The 23949-nt window shown below is 72.7% G+C and carries 23 protein-coding genes and 1 tRNA gene; 17 read left to right on the top strand and 7 right to left on the bottom strand.

Annotated elements, in window-relative coordinates; genetic code table 11:
* Nucleotides 1-15 precede the first annotated feature (15 nt).
* Both E3O41_RS10280 and E3O41_RS10275 read left to right on the top strand, forming a co-directional pair.
* The gene (locus E3O41_RS10280) at nt 16-1122 is read left to right on the top strand and encodes an FUSC family protein (RefSeq protein ID WP_173849915.1); all 1107 of its coding nucleotides are present in this window, start codon (nt 16-18) and stop codon (nt 1120-1122) included.
* 141 nt (nt 1123-1263) lie between these two features.
* Nucleotides 1264-2280, top strand: coding sequence for an endonuclease domain-containing protein (locus E3O41_RS10275; protein WP_083991044.1), 1017 nt, complete (start codon nt 1264-1266; stop codon nt 2278-2280).
* A 44-nt stretch (nt 2281-2324) separates the two neighbouring features.
* Here the strand turns inward: E3O41_RS10275 and E3O41_RS10270 are convergent, their stop codons facing one another.
* Nucleotides 2325-3158: a class I SAM-dependent methyltransferase gene (locus tag E3O41_RS10270; RefSeq protein WP_067027876.1), complete on the bottom strand. Its 834-nt coding sequence runs from the start codon at nt 3156-3158 to the stop codon at nt 2325-2327.
* A 63-nt stretch (nt 3159-3221) separates the two neighbouring features.
* Here E3O41_RS10270 and E3O41_RS10265 point away from each other — a divergent pair, with 63 nt between their 5' ends.
* Nucleotides 3222-3974: a phosphoglyceromutase gene (locus tag E3O41_RS10265; protein WP_420845471.1), complete on the top strand. Its 753-nt coding sequence runs from the start codon at nt 3222-3224 to the stop codon at nt 3972-3974.
* A 61-nt stretch (nt 3975-4035) separates the two neighbouring features.
* On the opposite strand, the gene phoU is transcribed toward E3O41_RS10265, so the two are convergent.
* Entirely contained in the window at nt 4036-4698 is a 663-nt protein-coding gene (gene phoU, locus E3O41_RS10260; RefSeq protein WP_067027880.1) for a phosphate signaling complex protein PhoU, read from the bottom strand.
* A 184-nt stretch (nt 4699-4882) separates the two neighbouring features.
* Between phoU and E3O41_RS10255 the strand changes: the two genes are divergently transcribed.
* Together E3O41_RS10255 and E3O41_RS10250 are read left to right on the top strand one after the other, a co-directional pair.
* Nucleotides 4883-6079: a sensor histidine kinase gene (locus E3O41_RS10255; RefSeq protein WP_067027882.1), complete on the top strand. Its 1197-nt coding sequence runs from the start codon at nt 4883-4885 to the stop codon at nt 6077-6079.
* The gene (locus tag E3O41_RS10250) at nt 6076-6762 is read left to right on the top strand and encodes a response regulator transcription factor (RefSeq protein ID WP_067027886.1); all 687 of its coding nucleotides are present in this window, start codon (nt 6076-6078) and stop codon (nt 6760-6762) included. Before E3O41_RS10255 ends, E3O41_RS10250 begins: the two co-directional genes overlap by 4 nt.
* A 64-nt stretch (nt 6763-6826) precedes the next feature.
* Here E3O41_RS10250 and E3O41_RS10245 read toward each other — a convergent pair whose 3' ends face one another.
* Nucleotides 6827-7294: a hypothetical protein gene (locus E3O41_RS10245; RefSeq protein WP_067027888.1), complete on the bottom strand. Its 468-nt coding sequence runs from the start codon at nt 7292-7294 to the stop codon at nt 6827-6829.
* Nucleotides 7295-7475: 181 nt separating this feature from the next.
* On the opposite strand from E3O41_RS10245, the gene E3O41_RS10240 reads away from it, so the two are divergent.
* The 3 genes from E3O41_RS10240 (at nt 7476) to E3O41_RS10230 (ending at nt 10377) form a co-directional block, all read left to right on the top strand.
* A complete protein-coding gene (locus E3O41_RS10240) occupies nt 7476-7958 on the top strand; it encodes a CarD family transcriptional regulator (protein ID WP_067027890.1) in 483 nt (160 codons plus the stop codon).
* An 86-nt stretch (nt 7959-8044) separates the two neighbouring features.
* Nucleotides 8045-9286, top strand: coding sequence for a bifunctional 2-C-methyl-D-erythritol 4-phosphate cytidylyltransferase/2-C-methyl-D-erythritol 2,4-cyclodiphosphate synthase (locus E3O41_RS10235; RefSeq protein ID WP_067027892.1), 1242 nt, complete (start codon nt 8045-8047; stop codon nt 9284-9286).
* 128 nt (nt 9287-9414) lie between these two features.
* Nucleotides 9415-10377 (top strand): IS481 family transposase, encoded by a 963-nt coding sequence (locus E3O41_RS10230; protein WP_135012349.1) that lies wholly within the window; start codon nt 9415-9417, stop codon nt 10375-10377.
* On the opposite strand, the gene E3O41_RS10225 is transcribed toward E3O41_RS10230, so the two are convergent.
* Nucleotides 10374-11297 carry a DMT family transporter gene (locus E3O41_RS10225; RefSeq protein WP_135012347.1) on the bottom strand — a complete coding sequence of 308 codons (924 nt, stop codon included), beginning with the start codon at nt 11295-11297 and terminating at the stop codon, nt 10374-10376. The genes E3O41_RS10230 and E3O41_RS10225 overlap by 4 nt on opposite strands.
* Nucleotides 11298-11388: 91 nt before the next feature.
* Between E3O41_RS10225 and cysS the strand changes: the two genes are divergently transcribed.
* Both cysS and rlmB read left to right on the top strand, forming a co-directional pair.
* Complete coding sequence (gene cysS / locus E3O41_RS10220) at nt 11389-12771, top strand: cysteine--tRNA ligase (RefSeq protein ID WP_067026398.1); 1383 nt, start codon at nt 11389-11391, stop codon at nt 12769-12771.
* Nucleotides 12768-13742 (top strand): 23S rRNA (guanosine(2251)-2'-O)-methyltransferase RlmB, encoded by a 975-nt coding sequence (rlmB, locus tag E3O41_RS10215; protein WP_067026396.1) that lies wholly within the window; start codon nt 12768-12770, stop codon nt 13740-13742. The genes cysS and rlmB overlap by 4 nt, the downstream gene beginning before the upstream one ends.
* A gap of 9 nt (nt 13743-13751) precedes the next feature.
* Here the strand turns inward: rlmB and E3O41_RS10210 are convergent, their stop codons facing one another.
* On the bottom strand, nt 13752-14117 hold the full coding sequence (locus tag E3O41_RS10210; protein ID WP_067026394.1) for a winged helix-turn-helix transcriptional regulator: 366 nt from the start codon (nt 14115-14117) through the stop codon (nt 13752-13754).
* A gap of 64 nt (nt 14118-14181) precedes the next feature.
* Between E3O41_RS10210 and E3O41_RS10205 the strand changes: the two genes are divergently transcribed.
* Nucleotides 14182-16422 carry an LLM class flavin-dependent oxidoreductase gene (locus E3O41_RS10205; RefSeq protein ID WP_135012345.1) on the top strand — a complete coding sequence of 747 codons (2241 nt, stop codon included), beginning with the start codon at nt 14182-14184 and terminating at the stop codon, nt 16420-16422.
* Between the two features lie 7 nt (nt 16423-16429).
* Here E3O41_RS10205 and E3O41_RS10200 read toward each other — a convergent pair whose 3' ends face one another.
* Nucleotides 16430-17722 (bottom strand): DUF4032 domain-containing protein, encoded by a 1293-nt coding sequence (locus E3O41_RS10200; protein ID WP_067026390.1) that lies wholly within the window; start codon nt 17720-17722, stop codon nt 16430-16432.
* Nucleotides 17723-17797: 75 nt separating this feature from the next.
* Nucleotides 17798-18901: an ABC transporter ATP-binding protein gene (locus E3O41_RS10195; protein ID WP_135012343.1), complete on the bottom strand. Its 1104-nt coding sequence runs from the start codon at nt 18899-18901 to the stop codon at nt 17798-17800.
* Nucleotides 18902-19158: 257 nt separating this feature from the next.
* Between E3O41_RS10195 and E3O41_RS10190 the strand changes: the two genes are divergently transcribed.
* The 6 genes from E3O41_RS10190 (at nt 19159) to hpxO (ending at nt 23946) form a co-directional block, all read left to right on the top strand.
* Nucleotides 19159-20061 (top strand): DsbA family protein, encoded by a 903-nt coding sequence (locus E3O41_RS10190; protein WP_067026386.1) that lies wholly within the window; start codon nt 19159-19161, stop codon nt 20059-20061.
* A gap of 30 nt (nt 20062-20091) precedes the next feature.
* Nucleotides 20092-20167: transfer RNA gene (locus E3O41_RS10185), tRNA-Thr, on the top strand.
* A gap of 461 nt (nt 20168-20628) precedes the next feature.
* A complete protein-coding gene (locus tag E3O41_RS10180; protein WP_067026384.1) occupies nt 20629-21909 on the top strand; it encodes an MFS transporter in 1281 nt (426 codons plus the stop codon).
* Between the two features lie 48 nt (nt 21910-21957).
* On the top strand, nt 21958-22455 hold the full coding sequence (uraD, locus tag E3O41_RS10175) for a 2-oxo-4-hydroxy-4-carboxy-5-ureidoimidazoline decarboxylase (RefSeq protein WP_083990943.1): 498 nt from the start codon (nt 21958-21960) through the stop codon (nt 22453-22455).
* The gene (uraH, locus tag E3O41_RS10170) at nt 22455-22775 is read left to right on the top strand and encodes a hydroxyisourate hydrolase (RefSeq protein WP_067026380.1); all 321 of its coding nucleotides are present in this window, start codon (nt 22455-22457) and stop codon (nt 22773-22775) included. The genes uraD and uraH overlap by 1 nt, the downstream gene beginning before the upstream one ends.
* A gap of 1 nt (nt 22776) precedes the next feature.
* Complete coding sequence (hpxO, locus tag E3O41_RS10165; protein WP_067026378.1) at nt 22777-23946, top strand: FAD-dependent urate hydroxylase HpxO; 1170 nt, start codon at nt 22777-22779, stop codon at nt 23944-23946.
* Nucleotides 23947-23949: the final 3 nt, after the last annotated feature.

Genomic DNA, 23949 nt, shown 5'->3' with positions numbered 1-23949 from the left:
CGATAGCCTCGAGTCGTGCCTGAGACCGATCCGCTCACCCAGGTGGTGCCCGCGAAGTGGCACGCCGGGTACCGCCCCCGCGTCGGCCTGCTGCGGCTGCGCGACTCGTGGGTGGCGATCGTGCAGATCGTCGTGGCGGTGACGCTCGCGTTCGTGGTGGCGCGGGTCGTGCTGGGGCACGAGCGGCCGCTGCTGGCCGCGACCGTGACGATCTCGAGCCTGGGGCTGCTGCGCGACGCGCGGCCGTCGAAGGTGCTGCAGACGGTGGCGGGCATGCTCACCGGCATCGCGATCGCCGAGGTGCTGCTGCTGGTCACCCGGCCCGGGTGGTGGCAGCTGGCCGTGGCGATGGCGATCACGCTCACCGTGGCGCGGTTCCTCTCGCCGTCGCCGCAGTTCCCCATCTCGGCGGCCGTGCAGACGGCGATCGCGTTCATGCTCCCGATCGGCGACTTCCCGGGCGAGCGGCTGCTGGACGGCGCGATCGGCGGCGCGTTCGCGCTGCTCGTGACCGCGCTGCTGCCGCGCAATCCGATGCGCGCCGTGCTGCGCGACGCCCGAACGGTGTTCGACGAGTTCGACCACGCGATCGCGCGGGTGGCGCAGGGGCTGCGGCGGGGCGATCGGCTGCGCGCCGAGCGCGGGCTGTCGCGGGCGCGCGATCTGCACGGTCCGATGCAGGTGTGGGCGGCGGCGATCGAGTCGGGTCAGGCGATCTCGCGCATGTCGCCGTTCCTGCAGGGCCGCAGGCAGGAGCTCGCCCGGCTCGCCCGCATGCAGGACGCCATGGACCTCGCCGCCCGCAATCTGCGGGTCGTCGCGCGGCGCGTGCACTACGCCGTCGACGACGGCGAGGAGCGGCCGGAGCTCGCCGACGTCGTGGCTGGGGTGCAGCGGTCCGCCGCGCTCGTGGCCGCGGCGGCCGAGGACGCCGGCCGCGAGCCCGAGGCGCGCGAGGCGCTGCGGGCGATCGCGGCGACGCTCGACCCCGCGGCGCTGCTGCCGCGGGCACGCCTGGGCGATCAGAACGTCGTCGCCTCGCTGCGCCCGCTCGTGGTCGACCTGCTCGTGGCCGCCGGCGAGCCGCGCGCCGACGCCGCCCGCGCGATCCCCCGCGTCTGACCCGGTGCGCCGCGACCCGCGACGTTCCGCAAAGGTATGAGATCTGGCGGTTTCGATCCCGGATAACCACCGTTTCTCATACCTTTCGGCGGCTGTGGAGAGTTCGCGCCGGGGCGAGCGCGGGTTGGGCAGACTCCGGGCATGCGGACCAGAGGCGAGCTGCCGCCCGGCTTGGGCCAGAGCTTCGCGGTCGCGCACGCCCGCGCGGAGGGGGTGAGCCGCGCTCGGCTGCGCGGCGCGGACCTGATCTCGACCGCGCACGGCGCGCGCTCGCTCAGCGCCGCGGCTCCGGGCGAGGAGCTTCCGCCGGCGGCGCGGGAGCGGGAGCGGGTGCTCGCACGGGCGCGCGAGCTCGCGACCGTCCTGGCGCCGCACGCCTTCTTCGCGGGGGTGACCGCCGCGGTGATCCACGGCATCCCCCTGCCGGCGTTCTCTCATTCGCTCCCGCGCGAACGCGGCTCCGCCGGGCCACCCGATCTGGCCCCGCTCGTAGTCGCCGTCCACAAGCCGCGCTCGGTGGTGCGACGGGCGAACGTGCGCGGCATCCACATCGATCCGGCGCTCGCGCCCGTCGTCGAGGTCGACGGGCTCCGGGTCACCGATCCCGTGTCGACCTGGGCGATGCTCGGCGCCCGGCTGTCGGAGCGGGACCTCGTCGTCGCGGCCGACCACCTGCTGCGCATCCCGCGGCACCCGGGCGGATTCCGGCCGCCCGAGCGACCCGCCTTCGCGACCCGGGAGCAGCTGGCGGCGGCGATCGGCCGGCGCCGAGGGGCCGAGAGGCTGCGTCGGGCGCTGGACCGGGCGCGCACGGGCGCATCGTCCCCCTCCGAGACGCGGGTGCGGCTGGTTCTGGTGGACGGCGGCTTGCCGGAGCCGAGCCTTGATTACGACGTCGTCGCGCCCGACGGCGCGTTCGTCGCCTGCCTCGATCTCGCGTACCCGCGAGTGCGGGTGGGGATCGAGTACGACGGAGCCGGGCACCGCGCGCAGAGGCAGTTCGAGCGCGACATCGCCAAGGGCGAATGGCTGCGCGATCTCGGGTGGGACATCGTGCGGTTCACGGCCGCCGACTTCCGCGATCCCGTCACCTCGGAGGCCCGGATCGTCGCGCGGGTGCGCGCGGCGATCCGCCGCCAGGAGTCCCGAAAGGTATGAGATCTGGCGGTTCTGACGGCGCGAAGCCGCCGTTTCTCATACCTTCAGGCCGGAAGGGGCGCGACGGCGCTCCACGGCACGGTCAGCTCGCCCAGGCGCCAGCGCGTGCGTCCGCCCTCGATCGGCCATCCCGCGGCTCGCAGGGCGGCGATCATCGCCAGCCACCGCTGCTCCGGGCCCCAGACGGCGTGCCCGGCGGCGCGCTCCCACTCGTCGTCGAGGGCGGTGAGCCAGGCGTGCACCCGCTCGCCCGGCACGTTGCGGTGGATGAGCGCCTTCGGCAGGCGCTCGGCCACGATCGACGGGCGCTCGAGTCCCCGCAGCCGCAGTGAGATGGTGAAGCGCAGCGGCCGGGCATCGGCGTCGACGTCGATCCACGACGACACGCGCCCGATCTCGTCGCACGTGCCCTCGACGAGCACGCCGCCGGGGGCGAGCCGCGCGCACATGCGGGCCCACGCGTCCGGCACGTCGGCCTCGTCGTACTGCCGCAGCACGTTGAAGGCGCGGATCACCGTGGGCCGGCGCGGCGACGGGACCTCGAACCCGCCCCGCGCGAACGACACACGCGCCTCCGGCGAGAAGCGCAGCTCGGCCCGGCGCACCGCCGCCAGCTGCGCGTCGGCCACCTCGACGCGATCGGGATCGATCTCGAGCCCGAGCACGTCCACGCCCGGCCGCGCGCGGCGCAGGCGGTCCTCGAGCTCGAGGGTGGTGACCCCGTTCGCGCCGAAGCCGAGGTCGACGACGAGCGGATCGCGGGCCGCGCGCAGGGCCGGCAGCTGTGCGATCCAGCGGTCCACGCGGCGCAGGCGATTCGTGCCGGTGGTGCCTCGGGTGGGGCGGCCGACGACTCGACCCGCGCGCCCGCCCTGCATGCCTTCATCCTCTCGCGCCCGATCGAGAGGATGCCGACAATCGCGCGCGCGATCCGCTCTAGCATGGGCAGCATGACGCACACGCTGATCCTGCTCCGCCACGGGCAGAGCGAATGGAACGAGAAGAACCTCTTCACCGGGTGGGTGGACGTCCGCCTGACCGAGACGGGCAAGGCGGAGGCCAAGCGGGGCGGCGAGCTGCTGCGGGAGCAGGGCGTGCTGCCGGACATCCTGCACACCTCCGTGCTCAGCCGCGCGATCCAGACCGCCGACATCGCCCTCGACGCGGCCGACCGCCTGTGGATCCCCGTCACCCGCTCGTGGCGTCTCAACGAGCGTCACTACGGCGCCCTGCAGGGCAAGGACAAGGCACAGATCCGCGACGAGTTCGGCGAGGAGCAGTTCATGACCTGGCGCCGCTCGTTCGACGTGCCGCCGCCCGCGATCGACCCGGGCAACGAGTACGCCCAGACCGATGACCCCCGCTACGTCGGCATCGACGGCGAGCTGCCGCAGACCGAGTCGCTCAAGCTCGTGATCGACCGCCTGCTGCCGTACTGGGAGGCCGAGATCGTGCCCGACCTCCGCTCCGGCAAGACGGTCATGGTCGCCGCCCACGGCAACTCGCTGCGCGCGCTCGTGAAGCACCTCGACGGGATCAGCGACGACGACATCGCGGGGCTGAACATCCCCACCGGCATCCCGCTCGTCTACGAGCTCGACGACGACATGCGCCCCACCGGTCCCGGCCGCTACCTCGACCCCGAGGCCGCCGCCGCCGGCGCCGCCGCGGTCGCCGCGCAGGGCAAGAAGTAAGGCCACACGCAGAAGGCGCCGCTCCCGTCAGGGGGAGCGGCGCCTTTCGCGTGAGCGGGGATCAGTGCTCGGACTCGCCCGGGCCGATCCAGTCGCCGGTCGCGAGGTAGACCATCTTCTTGGCCACGCCCACCGCGTGGTCGGCGAAGCGCTCGTGGTAGCGGCTGGCGAGGGTCGCGTCGACGACGGCCGCGGCGTCGGCGGCGGTCTGCGCGCCGAGCACCTTCTCGAAGACCGAGGCGTGCAGCTCGTCGACCTCGTCGTCGGCGTTGCGGATCGCATCGGCGATCGCGACGTCCTGCGTGCGCAGCAGCTCGGTGAGCTGGCGGGCGATCTCGACGTCCTGCTTGCCCATCTGCTCGAAGGTGCTCTTGAAGCCCTTTGGGATGGCGCGCTCCGGGTAGCGCATGCGCGCGAGCTGGGCGATGTGCTCGGCGAGATCGCCCATGCGCTCGAGCGACGCGCTCGTGCGCAGTGCCGCGACGACGATGCGCAGGTCGCGGGCGACCGGCTGCTGCATCGCGAGGATCTCGATGGCGAGCTCGTCGAGCTCGACCGACTTCTCGTCGATCACCGAGTCGCCGGCGATGACCTCCTCGGCTAGGGCGACATCGCTCGTGCCGAAGGCCTTGGTGGCCTTGTCGATCGCGACGGTGACGAGCTCGCTGATCTCGACGAGCCGGGACTGCACCTCTTCAAGCGACTGGTGGAAGACTTCGCGCATCGGTGGGTGACCTTTCATGGGCGCATGCATCTGCGCGCGCAACGATACTCGTGCACGCGGTCGGCTCGAGTCTGGTCAGCGAAGGTTAACGGATGGTGACGCGGCTCGGAACACTCGTCCGCGCATCCCCGAGAAGGTGCACATCCGGTGAACGGCACGATCCGGGCCGTTCTACGCTGATGGCATGGACTCCACGCAGCTCGTGCTGCTCGCCCTGCTCCTGGGGGCGCTCATCGGGGTCGGCATCACCCTCCTGCTGGTCGTCGCCGTGCGCGCGCGCGAGCGGATCCTGCGCGAGAACAGCGACGCGCTGCCGACGGGGGTGAGCGCCGTGCTCGCCGCCCTCGACGAGCCCGCCGCCGTCGTCGACTCCTCCGGCACCGTGCTCGAGATCTCGCACGCGGCCGACTCGCTCGGCTTCGTGCCGGGCCGCCCGCTCGAGTACCCCGGGCTGCGCGACCTGCTCAAGGTGGCCCGGGGAGCGGGCACCGCCCACGAGTCGATGCGCCTGCCGACCGGCAAGCTCAAGGGCCAGGAGCGGCTCATCTCCGCCCGGATCTCGCGCCTGACCGAGCGGTGGTTCCTGCTCATCGCGCGCGACCTCACCGAGCAGGAGCGGCTGCAGCAGATGCGCCAGGACTTCATCTCGAACACGAGCCACGAGCTGAAGACGCCGGTGGGCGCCATCACGCTGCTGGCGGAGGCGATCGACACGGCCGCCGACGAGCCCGAGGAGGTGCGCCGGTTCGCCTCGCGCATCTCGGCGGAGGCCGAGCGGCTGGGGCAGCTCACGGGTCGCATCATGCACCTCTCGCGCCTGCAGGCGACCGACGAGCTGACCACCTTCGGCGACGTGGCGATCGACGAGGTCGTCACCGCCGCGATCGAGTCGAACGCCGTCCAGGCCGACTCGGAGGGCGTCGAGCTCGTCCGCGGCGGCGATCGCGGGCTGTACGTGCGCGGCGACGCGCAGATCCTCATCGAGGCGGTCGGCAACCTCATCGCCAACGCGATCGCCTACTCGCCCCGAAACTCCCGCGTCGGGATCGGCGTGCGCGGCGACGGCGAGGCCGTCGACATCGCGGTCACCGACCAGGGGATCGGCATCTCGGAGGCCGACCAGGAGCGCGTCTTCGAGCGCTTCTACCGCGCCGATCAGGCCCGCTCCCGCCGCACCGGCGGCACCGGCCTGGGCCTGTCGATCGTGAAGCACGCGGTCTACCGCCACGGCGGCGAGGTCAAGCTCTGGTCGCAGCCCGATCGCGGCTCGACCTTCACCATCCGCCTGCCCCGCATCGAGGCGCCCGTGCGCGAGCCCGAGCGTCGCCCCAAGAGCTCCGCCCGCAAGGCGGCCCGTTCCCTCAAGAAGGAGAAAGCATGACCCGCGTGCTCCTCGTCGAAGACGAACCCGACCTCGCCGACCCGCTCGCGTACCTGCTGCGCAGAGAGGGGTTCGACGTCGAGATCGCCGAAGACGGTGACGCGGCCCTGATCGCGTTCCGCGAGCGAGGCGCCGACATCCTGCTGCTCGACCTCATGCTGCCCGGCATGCCGGGCACCGAGGTCTGCCGGCAGGTGCGCACCACCTCGAGCGTGCCGATCATCATGCTCACCGCCAAGGACAGCGAGATCGACATCGTCGTGGGCCTGGAGCTGGGCGCCGACGACTACGTGACCAAGCCGTACTCCGCGCGCGAGCTGCTGGCCCGCATGCGCGCGGTGCTGCGCCGCGCGCAGCAGGACGAGGCCGAGCTGGAGGAGCGTGTGCTGCAGGGCGGCCGGGTGACCCTCGACATCGATCGCCACACGGTCGCGGTCGACGGCGAGCCGATCAGCATGCCGCTGAAGGAGTTCGAGCTGCTCGAGGTGCTCATGCGCAACGCCGGCCGCGTGCTCACCCGCGGTCAGCTCATCGACCGGGTCTGGGGCAGCGACTACTTCGGCGACACCAAGACGCTCGACGTGCACATCAAGCGCATCCGCTCGCGCATCGAGGAGCACCCGAGCGAGCCGGTCATGCTCGTCACCGTGCGCGGTCTCGGCTACCGCTTCGAGGCGCTCTGATCCCATCGGGTACGAGAAAGGCGCCCCCGCGTTCCGCGGTGGGCGCCTTTCTCGATGCGACGGGTCACTCCGAGGGAGCGAGGCCCTCGAGGTATCCCAGCTCCTCGTCGAACACCTGGACCTCGGCCTGGACGGGCTCGCCGCCGGTCGAGAACGCGATCGGCAGGGTCGCGCCGGCCGGGGTGTCGATGCCCTCGAGCAGCACGGGGTCGTCCTCGCCGCCCAGGCTCAGCGTCTCGTCGGCCGGCACGTCGACCTCGGCGCCGCCGCCGTTCCACGACAGCGTGACGGTGACGGGCTCGTCGGTCTTGTTGACGAAGGCGGCGACGAGGTTGCCGTCGGTGCCGTCCTCGTTCGCGACGATCAGGGTGTTGAGGATCTCGACCGGCGAATCGTCGCCGACCGGGATGTTCACGCCGTCGGCGGGGGAGTACTGGATGGTGGTCGCCTGATGCGTGATGGCGGCACAGCCGGCCGTGCCGAGCACGACGAGGCCGCCCAGTGCGAGGGACGCGAGAGAGCGCGAGTTCACGGATCCTCCAGGTGGTGCGGGATGTCCGCCGACCGGCGGGCCCGCACATCAGTCTAGAGGGTCGCGCGCGGCGGATCGGGCGGCGTTGGGCGGCCCCGCCAGGCCCGAATCTGTGAGGAGGGGAACCTTAGTGCATTCCCGGCTGTGATATCCTGGAGAACGCCGAAAGGACACACATTCTATGCTTTTTGAGGTTGGAGAGACCGTCGTCTACCCCCACCACGGGGCCGCGACGATCATGGAAGTCAAGACCCGCAAGATCAAGGGCGAAGAGAAGGTCTACCTCAAGCTGAACGTCACGCAGGGCGATCTCATCATCGAGGTGCCCCAGGAGAACGTCGACCTGGTCGGCGTCCGCGACGTGATCGGCCAGGACGGCCTCGACAAGGTCTTCGAGGTCCTGCGCGCGCCGTTCACCGAGGAGCCCACCAACTGGTCCCGCCGTTACAAGGCGAACCTGGAGAAGCTCGCGTCGGGCGACGTGATCAAGGTGAGCGAGGTCGTCCGCGACCTGTGGCGCCGCGATCAGGACCGTGGCCTCTCGGCGGGTGAGAAGCGCATGCTCGCCAAGGCGCGTCAGATCCTCACGTCGGAGCTCGCGCTGGCCGAGAAGATCGACGAGGAGAAGGCCGCGACGCTCCTCGACGAGGTTCTCGCCTCCTGAGCGACTGATCTCTCGGGCGGTCGCGACCGACCGTCCGTGCCACGTACCGCCGGGTGCCTTCGGGTACCCGGCGGTACGTTTATGGAGTGACCCAGACGCAGCCCTCCGCACCCCCGCTCGCGCCGCGCATCGCGGCGATCGTCGTCGCCGCGGGCTCCGGCACGCGACTCGGCGCCGGGGCCCCGAAGGCGTTCGTCGGCCTCGACGCCCACACGATCCTGCGCCACGCGCTCCGCGGCGTCTTCGCCGGACCGCTCGCGCAGGTGATCGTGGTCGCACCGCAGGATCGCGTCGGCGAGGCGCTTACCGACGCCCGCGAGGCGGCGGGCGATCGCGCCCCGCTCGTCTCGGTCGTGGCCGGGGGAGCGTCGCGCCAGGAGTCGGTCGCGGCGGGGCTGGCGCGCGTGCTGCCCGAGATCGAGATCGTGCTCGTGCACGATGCCGCCCGCGCGCTGACGCCGCCGGCCGTGTTCGAGCGCGTCGTCGAGGCGATCGACCGCACCGGGTGGGGCGCCGTGCCGGTGCTGCCGGTGATCGACACGATCAAGCGCGTCGAGGGCGAACGGATCGTCGGGGTCGTCGACCGCAGCGAGCTCGGGGCCGCGCAGACGCCGCAGGGCTTCCGCCGCGACGTGCTCGAGGCCGCCTACGCGGCGGCCGAGCGCGAGTACACCGACGACGCCGCCCTGGTCGCCGACGCCGGCCATCCCATCGCCGCCGTCGACGGCGACCCGCTGGGCTTCAAGATCACCACGCCCGCCGACCTCGAGCGCGCCCGCACGCTCGTCGCGGGCGACCCGATCGCTCCGGTGGGGCCCGCGGCCCGGGACGCGGCGGGCGACGCGCGACCGGCCGGGCCGCCGCGCGTCGGCGTGGGCACCGACGCGCACGCGTTCGGCGGCGAGGGCACGCTCTGGCTCGCGGGCCTGGAGTGGCCGGGCGAGCCCGCGCTGGCCGGACACTCCGACGGCGACGCCGTCGCGCACGCGATCGTCGACGCGCTGCTCTCGGCCACCGGCCTGGGCGACATCGGATCCCGCTTCGGCACCGATCGGCCGGAGCTGGCCGGCGCGCACGCCGAGGCGTTCCTCGCCGAGACCGCGCGCCTCGTGCGCGAGGCCGGGTGGGAGATCGGCAACGTGTCGGTGCAGGTGCAGGCCCAGCGCCCGCGGTTCGCGGCGCGCCGGGCCGAGGCCGAAGCCGCGCTGTCGGCCGCGCTCGGCGGGGCGCCCGTCTCCGTCTCGGCAACGACCACCGACGGCCTGGGCTTCACCGGGCGCGCGGAGGGCGTGCAGGCCCTCGCCGTCGCCCTCGTCGTCCCGGTCTGAGCGCACCGAGCGATCCGCCGGCGCTCCCTAGCTGTAGTTCCCCGACACGTTGTGAACGTGTGAGCTGAGGCGAGGGCCTCCGGGACGATGTGGGTTACCACACTCACTACGTCACAACGGAGGCCCTCGTGACTCACGCTAACGCTCCCTTGACGCCGGAAGGGCGTCGTCGCCTCGCATCCGCGATCGTCGATGCCGGTTGGACGATCCGGCGGGCAGCGGAACGGTTCAACTGCTCGCCCGCGACCGCGTCGAAGTGGGCCAAACGCTACGCCGCGGGCGAGCCGCTCACCGACAGGTCGTCACGGCCGGTGTCGTCGCCGCATCAGTTGTCACGGCGCACGGAGCGGCGGATCATCGCGTTGCGGTTCACCCGCCGTTGGGGGCCTCACCGGATCGCGTATCACCTGCGCCTGGCTCGCTCGACGGTCGGGCGGGTCCTGGCCCGCTACGGGATGCCGTTGCTCAAGCACCTGGACCGGTTCACCGGACTGCCGGTCCGCAAGCCCAAACCGATCCGTTACGAGGCGTCGCGGCCGGGCGAGCTGGTCCATGTCGACATCAAGAAGCAGGGGCGCATCCCCGAAGGCGGCGGGCACCGCGCCCTCGGCCGGGCAGCAGGCAACCGGGACCGACAGCGCGGTGTCGGCTACGCGTTTGTCCACAACGCGATCGACGACCACTCCCGGTTGGCGTATTCGGAGATCCTCGATGACGAGCGCAAGGAGACGGCTGCAGCGTTCTGGATCCGCGCCCGCGCGTTCTTCGCGGATGCGGGGATCACGGTCACTGCGGTGATGACGGACAACGGCGCCTGCTACCGCTCACATGCCTTCCGAGATGCGCTCGGCAATGGAGTGAAGCACCGTCGAACGCGGCCCTACCGGCCGCAGACGAACGGGAAGGTCGAGCGCCTCAACCGCACCGCCGAGGACGAATGGGCATACGCCCGCTTCTACCCGAACGAATCGACCCGCATCGAGGCGTTCCCGGCCTGGCTGCATCACTACAATCACCACCGACCCCACACCGCCCTCGGCGGCCAGACCCCGGCCTCACGCGTTCACAACCTCACGGGGAACTACACCTAGCCCTCGACCGCGAACGGCTCCGGGTCGCGGGGCGCGCGCGAGCCCCGGGCGAGCAGCGCCAGGCCCGCGCCGAGCACGACGAGCCCGGCGATCGCGAGCGGGGCGAGCTGCTCGTGCAGCACCGCGAGACCGAGCACGCTGGCCGTGAGCGGCTCGCCGAGCGTGAGCGTCGCGGCCGCCGCCGCGCTGAGCCCGCCGAGGCCCCACGTGAACAGGGCGTAGGCGACCGTGACGGTCGCGAGACCGAGCCAGAGCGCCATCACGACGCCGCGCGGCTCGCCGAGCCACGACAGGTCGCCGGCGAAGAGGAACGGGATCGCGAGCACGGCCGAGCCGCCGCCCATCGAGCCCACGACCGTGAACGGGTGCCAGCCGTCGTCGAGCAGCCGGCGCTGCGCCACCGCGAGCACCGCGAAGGAGGCCCCGGCGCCGATCGAGCCGAGCACCCCGACCGGATCGGCGGCGACCTCGCCGCCCCCGCCCACGCCGAGCAGGACCACGCCGACGGTGGCGAGGGCCGTGGCCGACATCCAGATGCCGCTGGGCAGGCGGCGATGCAGCACGCCCTCGATGACGCCGGCGATGACGGGCGAGGAGCCGAGCGCGATCACCGTGCCCACCGCCACGCCATTGAGCGAGGTGCCGAGGAAGAACAGCGGCTGGTACACCGTCAGGCACACCGCCGTCAGCGCCATGAGCCCCACGGGGCGGGCCGTCGCGCGCGGCCGGGCGGCGCCGGGATTGCGGCGCCGACGCAGCCACGCGGCCGCGGCGGTGAGCGCGGCCAGGGCCGTGCCGCCGATCACCAGCCGCACGCCGCCCACGGTGAACGGGGTGGTGCCCTCGGGCCCGAGCGCCTGCGAGGTGCCGGTCGTGCCGAAGAGGACGGCGGCGGCGAGGACGGCGATCACGAACGGCACGAGACTGTTCTATCCCACGCGTGCGTCGGCGCCGTTTCGCGCGCCCTCCGGGCGACCGTAATCTTCAGGCGCCCATCAGTAGGCTGGTGACGTGACTCTCCGGCTCTACGACACGCGCGCCCAGGCGCTGCGCGACTTCGTGCCCCTCGACGCCCGGAACGTCACGATGTACGTCTGCGGCCCGACTGTGCAGTCCGGCCCGCACGTGGGACACCTGCGAGGGGCGCTGGCCTTCGACGTGCTGCGCCGCTGGCTCGAGCACCGCTTCGGCCGCGTCACGTTCGTGCGCAACGTCACCGACATCGACGACAAGGTGCTCGCGAACGCGACGCCCGAGGAGCCGTGGTGGGCGCTCGCGTACCGCATGGAGCGCGAGTTCGACGCGGCGTATGCCGCGATCGGCATCCTCCCGCCCACGTACGAGCCGCGCGCGACCGCCTCGATCCCGCAGATGCAGGAGCTCATCGGCGCGCTCATCGAGCGCGGGCACGCCTACGCGGCCGCCGGCGACGTGTACTTCGACGTGCGTTCGTGGCCCGCGTACGGATCGCTCACCCGGCAGCAGACCTCCGACATGGAGGAGGCCGCCGACGCGGACCCGCGCGGCAAGCGCGACCCGCACGACTTCGCGCTCTGGAAGGGCCGCAAGGACGGCGAGCCCGCCGACGCGACCTGGGACTCGCCGTGGGGACCGGGTCGGCCCGGTTGGCACATCGAGTGCTCCGCCATGGCGCGCCGCTACCTGGGGGCGGAGTTCGACATCCACGGCGGCGGGCTGGACCTGCGCTTCCCGCACCACGAGAACGAGCTCGCCCAGTCGACGGCGGCCGGCGACGCCTTCGCGCGGTACTGGCTGCACAACGGGCTCGTGACGGTGGACGGCCAGAAGATGTCGAAGTCGCTCGGCAACTTCACCCTCGCCGCCGACCTGCTCGCCGCGCGCCCCGCGCACGTCGTCCGCTACGCCCTCCTCGCCGCGCACTATCGCTCGAGCCTGGACGTCTCCGACAAGGCGCTCGACGAGGCCGCCGCGGCGTTCGATCGGATCACCGGCTTCCGCGTCCGTGCCGAGCGCGCCGGCGTGACGGTCGCGCCGGCCGCGCCGCCGGCGGCGTTCGCGGACGCCATGGACGACGACCTCGGCGTCCCGCAGGCGCTCGCCGCGCTGCACGAGACCGTCCGTGCCGGCAACACCGCCCTCGACGCGGGCGACCGCGAGGGCGCCGCGCGCGCGGCCGGTGAGCTGGCGGCGATGCTGCGCATCCTCGGCCTCGACGAGCGCCCCGAGGCCGGCGGCGACGAGTCCGCCGCGGCCCAGACCCTCGACACCCTCATGACCACCCTCATCGCCCAGCGCGCCGACGCGCGTGCGGCGAAGGACTGGGGCACCGCCGATCGGCTGCGCGACGCGTTCGCCGCCGCCGGCATCGCCCTCGAAGACACCCCAGACGGCACCCATTGGAGCATCGAATGACGAAGCCCGGACGCCCCGGCGCCAGCCGCGGCAAGAAGAAGGGCCCGACCAAGGGCACGGGCGGCCACGGCCGCAAGTCGCTCGAGGGTCGCGGCCCCACCCCGAAGGCCGAGGACCGGCCGTACCACAAGGCGCACAAGAGCAAGGTGCTCGCCGAGCGCGCGGCCGCCAAGCGCCCGGCGCAGGGCCGCACGCCCCAGCGCCGTCCGAACGACGACAACGAGTACGTCACCGGCCGCAACTCGGTGCTCGAGGCGCTGCGCGCCAAGATCCCCGCGAACACGTTCTACATCGCCCAGCGCGTGGAGATGGACGACCGCGTCAAGGAGATGCTGTCGATCGCCGCCAAGCGCGAGATCCCCGTGCTCGAGGTCACCCGTCCGGAGCTGGATCGCATGGCGGGCTTCGACGGCGTGCACCAGGGCGTGGCGCTCAAGGTGCCGCCGTACGAGTACGCGCACCCGCAGGACCTGCTCGAGGAGATCATCGACCGCGACGAGACGCCGCTGCTCGTGGCCCTCGACGGCGTGACCGACCCGCGCAACCTCGGCGCGATCATCCGCTCCACCGCCGCGTTCGGCGGCCAGGGCGTGATCATCCCGCAGCGCCGCTCGGCGGGCGTCAACTCGGCCGCGTGGAAGACCAGCGCCGGCGCCGCCGCCCGGATCCCGGTGGCGATGGCCTCGAACCTCACCTCGACGCTCAAGGATCTCAAGAAGCAGGGCGTGTTCGTGCTCGGCCTCGACGGCGACGGCGACGTGTCGCTGCCGGAGCTCGCGCTCGCCGACCGCCCGATCGTCATCGTCGTCGGCAGCGAGGGCAAGGGCCTCTCGCGCCTGGTCACCGAGAACTGCGATCAGGTGGTCTCGATCCCGATCTCCGCGGCGACCGAGTCGCTCAACGCGGGCATCGCGGCGTCGGTGGCGCTGTACCAGGTCGCCACCACGCGCGCCGCGCAGCAGGCGGGCTGACCCCGCGCGTCAGGCGGAGGCGGCCGGCTCCTCGGGCTCGGCCGCCCACCGCTGGGCGTAGCGCGCCAGCGGCTGGATCGCGGTGAGCAGCTCCGCCCCGCGGGGCGTGAGGCCGTACTGCACCGTGACGGGCATGGTGGGCTGCACGGCGCGCGCCACGAGGCCGGCCTGCTCGAGCTCGCGCAGGCGCACCGACAGCATGCGGTCGGACAGGCCGTCGACCATGCCGCGGATCTCGCGGAACCGGTGGGCCCCGCGGCCGATCGCGAGCAGCACCGAGCTGCTCCAGCGGCGGCCGATCATCTCGATCATCGTGGTCGCGCGGCGGCATTCCTCGTCGTCGATGAGGGGCCACGGTCGCTCGGGTGTGCTCACATACGAATAGTAAGTCGCTGACGGGCCGATTGCGGCCGATCGCGCCGGGGTCGAGGCTGGGGGCATGCCCGACTATGGCCACCCCCTGCGCTTCGGCACCTTCGTCACGCCCCGCAACGCGCCTCCCGCGCGCCCCGTCGAGCTCGCGGTGCTCTCCGAGCGGCTCGGCTTCGACCTCGTCACCTTCCAGGACCACCCGTATCAGCCCGGCTTCCACGACACGTGGACGCTGCTGAGCTGGGTCGCCGCCCGCACCTCGCGCATCCACGTGTCCGGCAACGTGCTCAACCTGCCGCTGCGGCAGCCCGCGGTGCTCGCGCGCGCGTCCGCGAGTCTCGACCTGCTCTCGGGCGGGCGCTTCGACCTCGGCCTCGGCGCCGGCGGCTTCTGGGACGCCATCGAGGCCATGGGCGGACGGCGCCTCACGCCCGGGCAGGGCGTGGATGCGCTCAGCGAGGCGATCGACATCATCCGCGGGATCTGGGATCCGCATCGCCGCGGGCCCCTGCGCGCCGGCGGCCGCTGGCACCGGGTGGACGGTGCCAAGACCGGCCCGGCCCCGGCGCACGAGATCCCGATCTGGCTCGGGGCGTACAAGCCGCGCATGCTGCGGCTGACCGGGCGCAAGGCGGACGGCTGGCTGCCGAGCCTCGGCTACCTCGAGCCGGGCGCCCTGGCGGCGGGGAACCGGGCGATCGACGACGCGGCGACCGAGGCCGGCCGCGACCCGCGAGAGATCACGCGGCTGCTGAACATCCCGCCGCAGACTCCGGCGGCCGAGCTCGCGCGGCTGGCGCTGGAGGACGGCATCAGCGTGTTCATCGTCGCGAGCGACGACGAGCGCACGCTCGAGGCCTTCGCCGGTGAGATCCTCCCGACCGTGCGTGAGGAGGTCGACCGCGAGCGGGCCGGGCGCGGCGTCTCCGTCGCCGGCCGCGTGCGCGGGACCGCCGCGCTCGCGCGCCGCTCACCCGGAATCGCCTACGACGAGCTGCCCTCCTCGCTCGCCGACGTGGCGATCGAGCCCGGCGACGTCGCGTACGGCCGCTACCGCTCCACCTACCTGCGCGGCGCCGCCCCGGGCCTCGTGCTCGCGCCCCGCACGCTGGATCAGCTGCACGACGCGGTGGCCGTCGCCCGCGCGCACCGCCACCTGCCGCTCGGGGTGCTGAGCGCGGGCCACGGCATCTCGGGGCGCTCGATCAACGACGGCGGCCTCGTGCTCGACGTCGGCGCCTTCGACGAGATCACCGTGCTCGACCCCGCCTCCGGGCGCGTGCGCCTCGGTCCCGGCGCCCGGTGGGCCGACGTGGCGCGCGCCCTCGCGCCGCACGGGCTGGCGATCTCCAGCGGCGACTACGGCGGCGTGGGCGTGGGCGGGCTGGCGACGGCGGGCGGCATCGGCTGGTTCGCCCGCGCGCACGGCCTGACGATCGACCGGATGCGTGCCGTCGACGTGGTGCTCGCGGACGGCTCCCTCGTGCGCGCGAGCGAGGCGGAGGAGCCCGACCTGTTCTGGGCGATGCGCGGCGCCGGCGCCAACTTCGGCATCGCGGTCTCGTTCGAGTTCGACGCCGTCCCCGTCGGGCGCGTCGGCTTCGCGCAGCTGGTCTTCGACGCCACCGACGCCGCCGAGTTCCTGGAGGGGTGGGGCGCGTTCATCGAGCGGGCCGATCGCGCGGTGTCGGGCGAGGTGATCCTCTCGTCCGGCTCGGGAGACGGCCGCCGCAGCGCGCAGGCGCTGCTCGTGGTCGACGACGACGATCCCGAGCGGATCATCGCGCACCTGCAGCCGATCGCCCAGGTGGCGCCGCTGATCGATCAGTCGGTGGCGCTCGTCACGTACGACCAGATCATGGGCGCCTTCCCGAGCGACGGGCCGCAGCAGGGGCGCGGGGAGCCGATGTCGCGCTCGGGCCTGCTGCGCCGCATCACGCCGGAGTTCGCGCGCGAGTCGCACGCCCTGCTGGACGCGGGAGCGAGCCACTTCTTCGCGGTGCGGGCCGTAGGCGGGGCCGTGGCGGACGTGCCCGCCGACGCCACGGCGTACGGCTGGCGCGACGCCGGCTTCTCGGTCGCCGCCTTCGGCTCGCCGCGCTCCGGGCTCGACGCGCACTGGTCGCGGCTGCTGCCCTTCTTCGAGGGCATGTACCTGAGCTTCGACTCGACCACGCCGCCGCCGGTGGAGCGTGCCTTCCCGCCCGCGCACCTGCGTCGGCTGCGCGAGCTGAAGCGGCGCTACGACCCGACGGGGCTGTTCCGCGACAACTTCTTCATCGATCCGGACGCGCCGGCCGGGGCATGAGCGCGGCTCAGACGAAGTCGCGCCAGTCGCCCTCGACCTCGTCGGGCGACGTCGTGCGGACGGCGGCGGTGATCGTCTCGGTCGGCGGGCCCATGATCGTGGCCTCGTCGCGCCGGTGGCGCAGCACCGTGTCGATGTAGCTGGAGAGGGTCTCGGCCAGCGGCACCCATTGCTCGCGCTGCTCGGAGATGAGCCAGCGGTGCTCGAGCACCTGGTGGAACACCTCGGCGGGCTCGAGTTTGGCGCGCAGGTCGAACGGGATCGCGCGGATCACCGGCTCGAACACGCGCGTGAGCCATTCGTGCGCCGCGACCTCCTCTTCCTCCTCGCTGCGGCCGGTGCGCGCGCGGTACTCGTCGAGGTCGTTGAGCAGGCGGCGGGCCTGGTTCTCCTGCACGTCGAGCCCGGTCAGCCGGAGCAGCCGACGCTGGTGGTGCCCCGCGTCGACGACCTTCGGGGTGATCGAGACGTGGGTGCCGTCGGCGGCGGTCTGGATCGCCATCTCGTCGATGTCGAAGCCGAGCTCGTTCAGGCGCCGCACGCGCTCGGTGATGCGCCACGCCTCGGTCATGTCGAACGACTCGGGCGCCGTCAGCTCCGCCCACAGCGACCGGTAGGCCGAGACGATGCCGTCGGCGATCCGGATCGCCTCGACGTCGGAGTCGAGCCGGCCGCTCGCGGCGAGGTCCATGATCTCGCCGGCGATGTTGGTGCGGGCGAGATCGAGATCGTGCTCGCGCTGCCCGTCGGTCAGGCCGCCCTCGTGCAGCTCGCCCGTCTCGGCGTCGACGAGGTAGGCGGCGAAGGCGCCCGCGTCGCGCCGGAACAGCGTGTTCGACAGCGACACGTCGCCCCAGTAGAAGCCCACGTTGTGCAGGCGCACGAGCAGCAGCGCCAGCGCGTCGACCAGGCGGGTGGCCGTCGACGGCTGCAGCGTGTGCGTGAACAGCGCGCGGTAGGGCATCGAGAAGCTCAGGTGCGCGGTCACGAGCGCCGAGGGGAGCGCCTCACCGGTGGGAAGCGTGCGGTCGGCGATCACCGCCACGCGGCGCACGCAGGGGATCTCGAGGCGCCGCAGCGCGCCGAGCATCTCGTACTCGCGCCGGGCCATCGTCTCGGTGGTCTCCTTGACGGCGACCACCTGGCCCGACAGCTCGCTGAAGCGCACCGTGTGGCGCGAGATGCCCTTCGGCAGCCGCACGATGTTCTCGCTCGGCCAGTCCTCCAGCGGCACGCGCCAGGGCAGGGTCAGCAGCTGCGGGTCGATCTCCGCGGCGGTGATCCGGAGTGATTCGGGCACAACGCGCTCCCGTCGGATGCGCCGCGGCGCGGACCCGCTGAAGGCAGGCCCGCGCCGCGGGGGTGGAACGGACGATCAGACGGCCGCGATGGCCTTCTCGATGAGACGCTCGCCCGTCTCGAGGTCGAACACGTGCACGTGGTCGGGCACCGGGGTGAGCGCGACCGTCTCGCCGGCCATCGGGTGGGTGCGGCCGTCGACGCGCGCGACGATGTCGGTGCGCTTGCCCTCGATCTCGCTGTGGCCGTAGAGGTAGCCGTCGGCGCCGAGCTCCTCGACGAGGTCGACCGTCACCTGCAGGCCCTCGCCGCCGGCCGGGCCGACCTGGATGTCCTCGGGGCGCACGCCGACGGTGACCTCCGAGCCGTGTGCCTTGGCGAGCGCCGACGCCTCGATCGGCACGGTCTTGCTGCCGAACTTGATGCCGCCCTCGACGATGTCGGCGGGGAACAGGTTCATCGCGGGGGAGCCGATGAAGCCGGCGACGAACACGTTCGTCGGAGCCTCGTACAGGTCGCGCGGCGTGCCGACCTGCTGCAGGATGCCGTCCTTGAGCACGGCGATCCGGTCGCCCATGGTGAGCGCCTCGGTCTGGTCGTGCGTGACGTACACCGTGGTGACGCCGAGGCGGCGCTGGAGCGAGGCGATCTGGGTGCGGGTCTGCACGCGCAGCTTGGCGTCGAGGTTCGACAGCGGCTCGTCCATGAGGAACACCTGCGGCTCGCGCACGATCGCGCGGCCCATGGCGACGCGCTGACGCTGACCGCCCGAGAGCGCCTTCGGCTTGCGGTTCAGGTAGGGCTCCAGATCGAGCAGCTTGGCGGCCTCGAGCACGCGGTCGGCGCGCTCCTGCTTGCCGACGCCGGCGATCTTCAGGGCGAAGCCCATGTTCTCGGCGACCGTCATGTGCGGGTACAGCGCGTAGTTCTGGAAAACCATCGCGATGTCGCGGTCCTTCGGCGGCACGTCGGTGACGTCGCGATCGCCGATGAGGATGCGTCCGTCGTTGACCTCTTCGAGGCCGGCGAGCATGCGCAGCGAGGTCGACTTTCCGCAACCCGACGGGCCGACCAGGACGAGGAACTCGCCGTCGCCGATCTCGAGGTTCAGCTTGTCGACCGCAGGACGGGTGCCACCGGGGTAGGTGCGGGTGGCGTTGTCGAACGTGACGGATGCCATGTCAGTTTCTCCTTCACCGGCAGGTACGTGCCGGACGATCCGTAGTGAATGGAACGGCGGGCGCACCCACCGCGACCCTCCGTTGGGTCCCGATCAGTATGGCACGCGGGGGTCCGTCACGGGCGGTTCCTGAGTGGCGGGCGCGGAGCGGGTGAGCGACCGGCTGTGCTGCCCATCCCGGCCCGGGGAGCGCATTCCCAGGGCGCGGGACTATCCTCGGGAAGGTTGTGGAACCGCTTCGGCGGTGAGGGAGGACCATGTCGAGTGACGAGACGCCGGGCCGGCGCGACGCACTGCGGGCCAAGGCCAAGCAGGTGACGGCCAAGCAGACCCGCGCCCGCGTGCTGTGGCGCGTGGCCGCGGGAGTGGTGATCGTGGGCGCGCTGACCGCCGCCGGGATCGCGATCACCAACACGGTGGTGCCGGAGGTCACGGGCGAGACGCAGGTGCCGCGCGGCTTCGTGGAGGGCGGGTTCTCCGTGGACGATGTCGACCTCTCGAGCATGAGCGACGCGGCCACCCCCGAGGCGACGCCGGAGCCCGCCGAGGAGCCGCAGCCCTCGGAGACGCCGGCCGAGGAGCCCGTCCAGATCCGCATCTACGTCGACTACCTGTCGGAGGAGGCGGGTGCCTTCGAGGCGGCCAACGCCGCCCGGCTCGCGCAGTGGGTCACCGGCGGCGACGTGTCGCTCAGCTACCACCCGGTCGCGATGCTGACCGCCAAGTCGAGCGGCACCAAGTACTCGCAGCGCGCGGTCTCGGCGGCCGCGTGCGTCGCGACGCATTCCGGCAACGCGTTCGCGGCCTACAACCACGAGCTGCTCACCAACCAGCCCGAGGTGGGCACCGAGGGCTACACCGATGAGGAGCTCGCGGACCTCGCGGTCGCGGTCGGCGCCGAGAACACGCGCGAGGTGCGCGACTGCATCGAGGGCGAGGACTACGTCGCCTGGGCGCGCGAGGCCACGGCGGCGGCCCTCGACGGCGCGCTGCCGGGCACCGACGACGTGGAGCTCGCGGGTGTGCCGCTCATCCTCGTCGACGGCCAGGCCTACGTGGGCAGCCTCGACGATCCGGCCGAGTTCACCCAGTTCGTGCTCACGGTCGAGAGCGACGCCTACCTCGCGACCCCGACCCCCACGCCGACACCCGCGGAGTGACGCGACCCGCGGGCCTAGGATGGATCCCGCGCCGGCTTAGCTCAGTTGGTAGAGCAGCTGTCTTGTAAACAGCAGGTCGTGGGTTCGAGCCCCGCAGCCGGCACCATCGGCGAACGGGCGTGTCTGCAGCCCGGAGGCGGTCTTCGCCTCGATCGTGGACGCGTTCTCCGCGGGTTGCGGAATCAGTTGCGTTCCGTAACGGGCTCACGGGGCGTGATATCCGCGGACAGGGACGTCACCTCGCCGCTCGGTGAGGCAATGCCCGCACGGTTGACGAGGTGCTCCCCGTTGACGAGGAGCAGTTGCGGGCGAAACCTCCTCCCGAGCCGGTTTCTCCTCTCAACCCGTGGCGCAGCCGCTCCAGAACGCCGAGGTCCCGGGACCGTTCGCCGAACCATTGCACACCTGGAGTGCTCTCGTGAGGCGTGATGTCCGGGGCGTCGTGCGAACGGCTCGTGCCAGTAGAGTGGCAGGCATACGACGTCGGGCGCCGGCTGGCGCCCATCATGCACCTGTGCATGGGGGCTCGGGCGCGATCAGGTGGGGGACGCGCCAGAGGGAGGCCCCATGTCGTCCGAAGAGTGCTCGCCGACCCCCGTCGAACCGCCGAGCGCTTCCGCCACGCGGGACCCCGGCGGGCTCACCGCGTACCGCTCGCTGCCGGCGGCGGCGGGCTGGGGCTTCCTCGTCGCCACAGGCCTGGGCCGGCTCCCGCTGTCGATGGTGCCCCTGGCGATCCTGACCCTGGCGAGTGCCGCCACAGGCTCGATTGCCGTGGGAGGGGTCGCCGCAGCAGCGTCGGCCCTCGGCGAGGCGGTCGGGGCGCCCGTCGCGGGTGCGCTGACCGACAGGCACGGGCAGCGGCGTGTGCTGCTGATCGGCGTGGTCCTCCATCTCGCGGCGCTCCTGGCATTCGGTGCCTCGGCCGGCCTCGCGCCGGATCCCGTCGTCGTGATGCTCGCGGGCGCCGCGGGGCTCACCCTGCCCCAGGTGGGGGCGCTCTCGCGGGCGCGCTGGCTCGTCGTCGCGCCGCAGCACCGGCAGACCGCCTTCGCGTTCGAGGGCGCGATCGACGAGGTCGTCTACATCTTCGGCCCCGCGCTGGTCGGGCTCATCGCGGTCGTGTCGGGGCCGGCCGCCGCCCTCATCGTGTCGGGGCTGCTCGTCGCGGTCTTCGTGAGCTGGTTCGCGGTGCACCCGAGCCACCGTCTCGTCCCCCGCCGGCGGAAGCGATCCGCGACTGCCGGGGACGCGAGGCCGCCGCGGATGCGCGGCCGGGACCGCCTGCTCGTCGCGGTCGCCTTCACGGGCATGCTGGCGATGGGCGTCTTCTTCGGCGCCAGCCAGACCGGGCTGACCGCGTTCGCCGAGGAGGCCAGGATCTCGGGGGCGGGTCCGCTGCTGTACGCGGTGATGGCCGTGGGATCGGCGGCGACCACGCTGGCGATGGTCGCCGTGCCCGGACGCATCCGCCCGTGGGCTCGGTGGATGATCGCGGGCGCCGGGATGACGGCCGGATCGCTGCTCCTCGTGCTCGCGGACGACACGGCCATGGTGATCGTCGCGTGCGTCCTCGCCGGCGCCTTCCAGGGACCGTTGATGCTGACGGTGTTCGACGTCTCCGGGTCCGTCGCGCGACCCGGCAGCGGCGGCATCGTCATGACGCTCACCGCCAGCGGCGTCGTCCTCGGCCTCGCCGTCGGGGCCGCCGTCTCCGGCGTGCTGGCCGAGCATCTCGGCTCGGCGGGCGCGTTCGTCGTGGTGCTCGCCGTGTCGGCGCTGCAGGTCGTCCTGGGCTTCGGCATGCGCCTCGTCGCGCAGGCGCCCTCGCCCGTGACGGGCTCATGACGTGACGACGCAACGGGCCGGAAACGTGCGCTGGCTAGGGTGAGAGACGTGCAGCTGAGCGAGTTCAACGCCCTGCCCGACGCTGCGGCGCGCGCGGTCGTCCGGGTGTGGGCCGACGTCCCCGCCTGGGTGTCGGCGATCGTGGCGGCCCGTCCGTTCCGCTCCGTCACGGAGGCGTCGGGGCTCGCGGCAGCCGCTGCGCGCGACTGGACGATGCGGGATCTGGACGCGGCGCTCGCGCACCACCCGCGGATCGGCGAGCGCGTCTCGGCGCGATCCGAGGAGGCCGATCACTCCCGCCGCGAGCAGTCGTCGATGGCGGCGGCCTCCGATGCCCTCACGGCTCGCATGGCCACGGCGAACGCCGCGTACGAGCAGCGCTTCGGCCGCGTGTTCCTCATCCGCGCGGCGGGCCGTTCGCCCGAGGAGATGCTCGCGGAGCTCGAGCGACGCCTCGCGAACGACCCCCACGACGAATGGCGTGAGGCGGCCGCGCAGCTTGCCGAGATCGCCGTGCTCCGCCTCGAACAGACCCTGGAGGCCTGATGCCCCACCTGACGACTCACGTCCTCGACGCGGCGAGCGGGATGCCCGCCCCTGGCATCCGCCTCGTGCTCTCCACGGCGGCGGGGGAGCGGGTCGCGACCGCGGAGACCGACGCCGACGGTCGCGCGGCGGTCGGCCCCGACCGGTTGCCCGCCGGCGACTACACGCTGCGCTTCGAGACGGGCGGCTACTTCGCGCACAAGCGCGTCGACACGTTCTACCCGTTCGTGGACGTGACGTTCACGGTCGTCGATCAGCGGCACGTTCATGTCCCGCTCCTGCTCAGCCCGTTCGCCTACTCCACCTACCGGGGGTCCTGACATGAAGGTCGTCATCATCGGGGCGGGAGTCGGCGGCACGAGCGCCGGCATCGCGCTGCAGCGTCTCGGGCACGACGTGACGATCTACGATCGGATCCGCGAGAACAAGCCGGTCGGCGCGGCCCTGTCGCTGTGGTCGAACGGCGTCAAGGTGCTCAACTGGCTCGGACTCTCCGAGGAGGTCGCCGCGCTCGGCGGGCGCATGGACACCATGGCCTACCGAGACGGCCTCACGGGTGAGACGATGACCGAGTTCAGCCTCGCGCCCATCACCGAGAAGACCGGCCAGCGCCCCTATCCCGTGGCGCGCGCCGACCTGCAGCAGCTGCTCATGGAGCGCTTCGGGACCGATCGGATCCGCCTGGGGAAGAAGGCCGTCGGGATCGACCAGGACGACGACCGGGCGACGGTCGTCTTCGAGGACGGGTCGTCCGACTCGGCCGACATCGTGATCGGCGCCGACGGCGCCAAGTCGATCGTCCGCGACTACGTGGTGGGCCGGCGGATGCCGCGCTCCTATCGCGGCTACGTCAACTACAACGGCCTGGTGCCGGCGAACACCGCGTTCGGCCCGGCCGGCCAGTGGACGACGTATGTCGCGGCGGGCAGGCGCTTCGCCGCGATGCCCGTCGCGGGCGATCGCCTCTACTTCTTCGCCGACGTGCCCGGCCCCTCGGGGGAGGAGCCGGGGTCCGCGCACGGCGCGCTGCGCGACGCGTTCGCGGGATGGGCTCCGGGTGTCGCGTCGATGATCGACTCGATCGATCCGGCCTCGCTCAATCGCGTGGAGATCTGGGACCTGGATCCGTTCCACACCTGGGTGCGCGGACGCGTCGCGATCCTGGGCGACGCCGCGCACAACACCGCTCCCGACGTGGGGCAGGGGGCGTGCTCCGCGCTGGAGGACTCGTTCGTGCTCGGGCTGCTCTTCTCGATGACGACGCTCGGCCCGCAGGACACGCTCGCCCGCTACGAGCGCGCTCGTGCCGAGCGCGCCGGCGACCTCGTCGAGCGCGGCCGTGCCCGCGCGCACGAGACGCACGCCTTCGAGCCCGGTGTCACCGAGGCCTGGTACGAAGGCCTGCGCGGCGCCGACGGATCCCGGATCGTCCGCGGCATCCTCGGCAACATCCTCGAGAGCCCCACCGGCCTCGGGGCCGACCTCGCCTGAGCG

Source organism: Microbacterium sediminis, assembly GCF_004564075.1.
Taxonomy (GTDB): Bacteria; Actinomycetota; Actinomycetes; order Actinomycetales; family Microbacteriaceae; genus Microbacterium; species Microbacterium sediminis.
The sequence above is the reverse complement of the archived record's forward strand: the minus strand, read 5'-3'. Positions and strand labels throughout refer to the sequence as shown.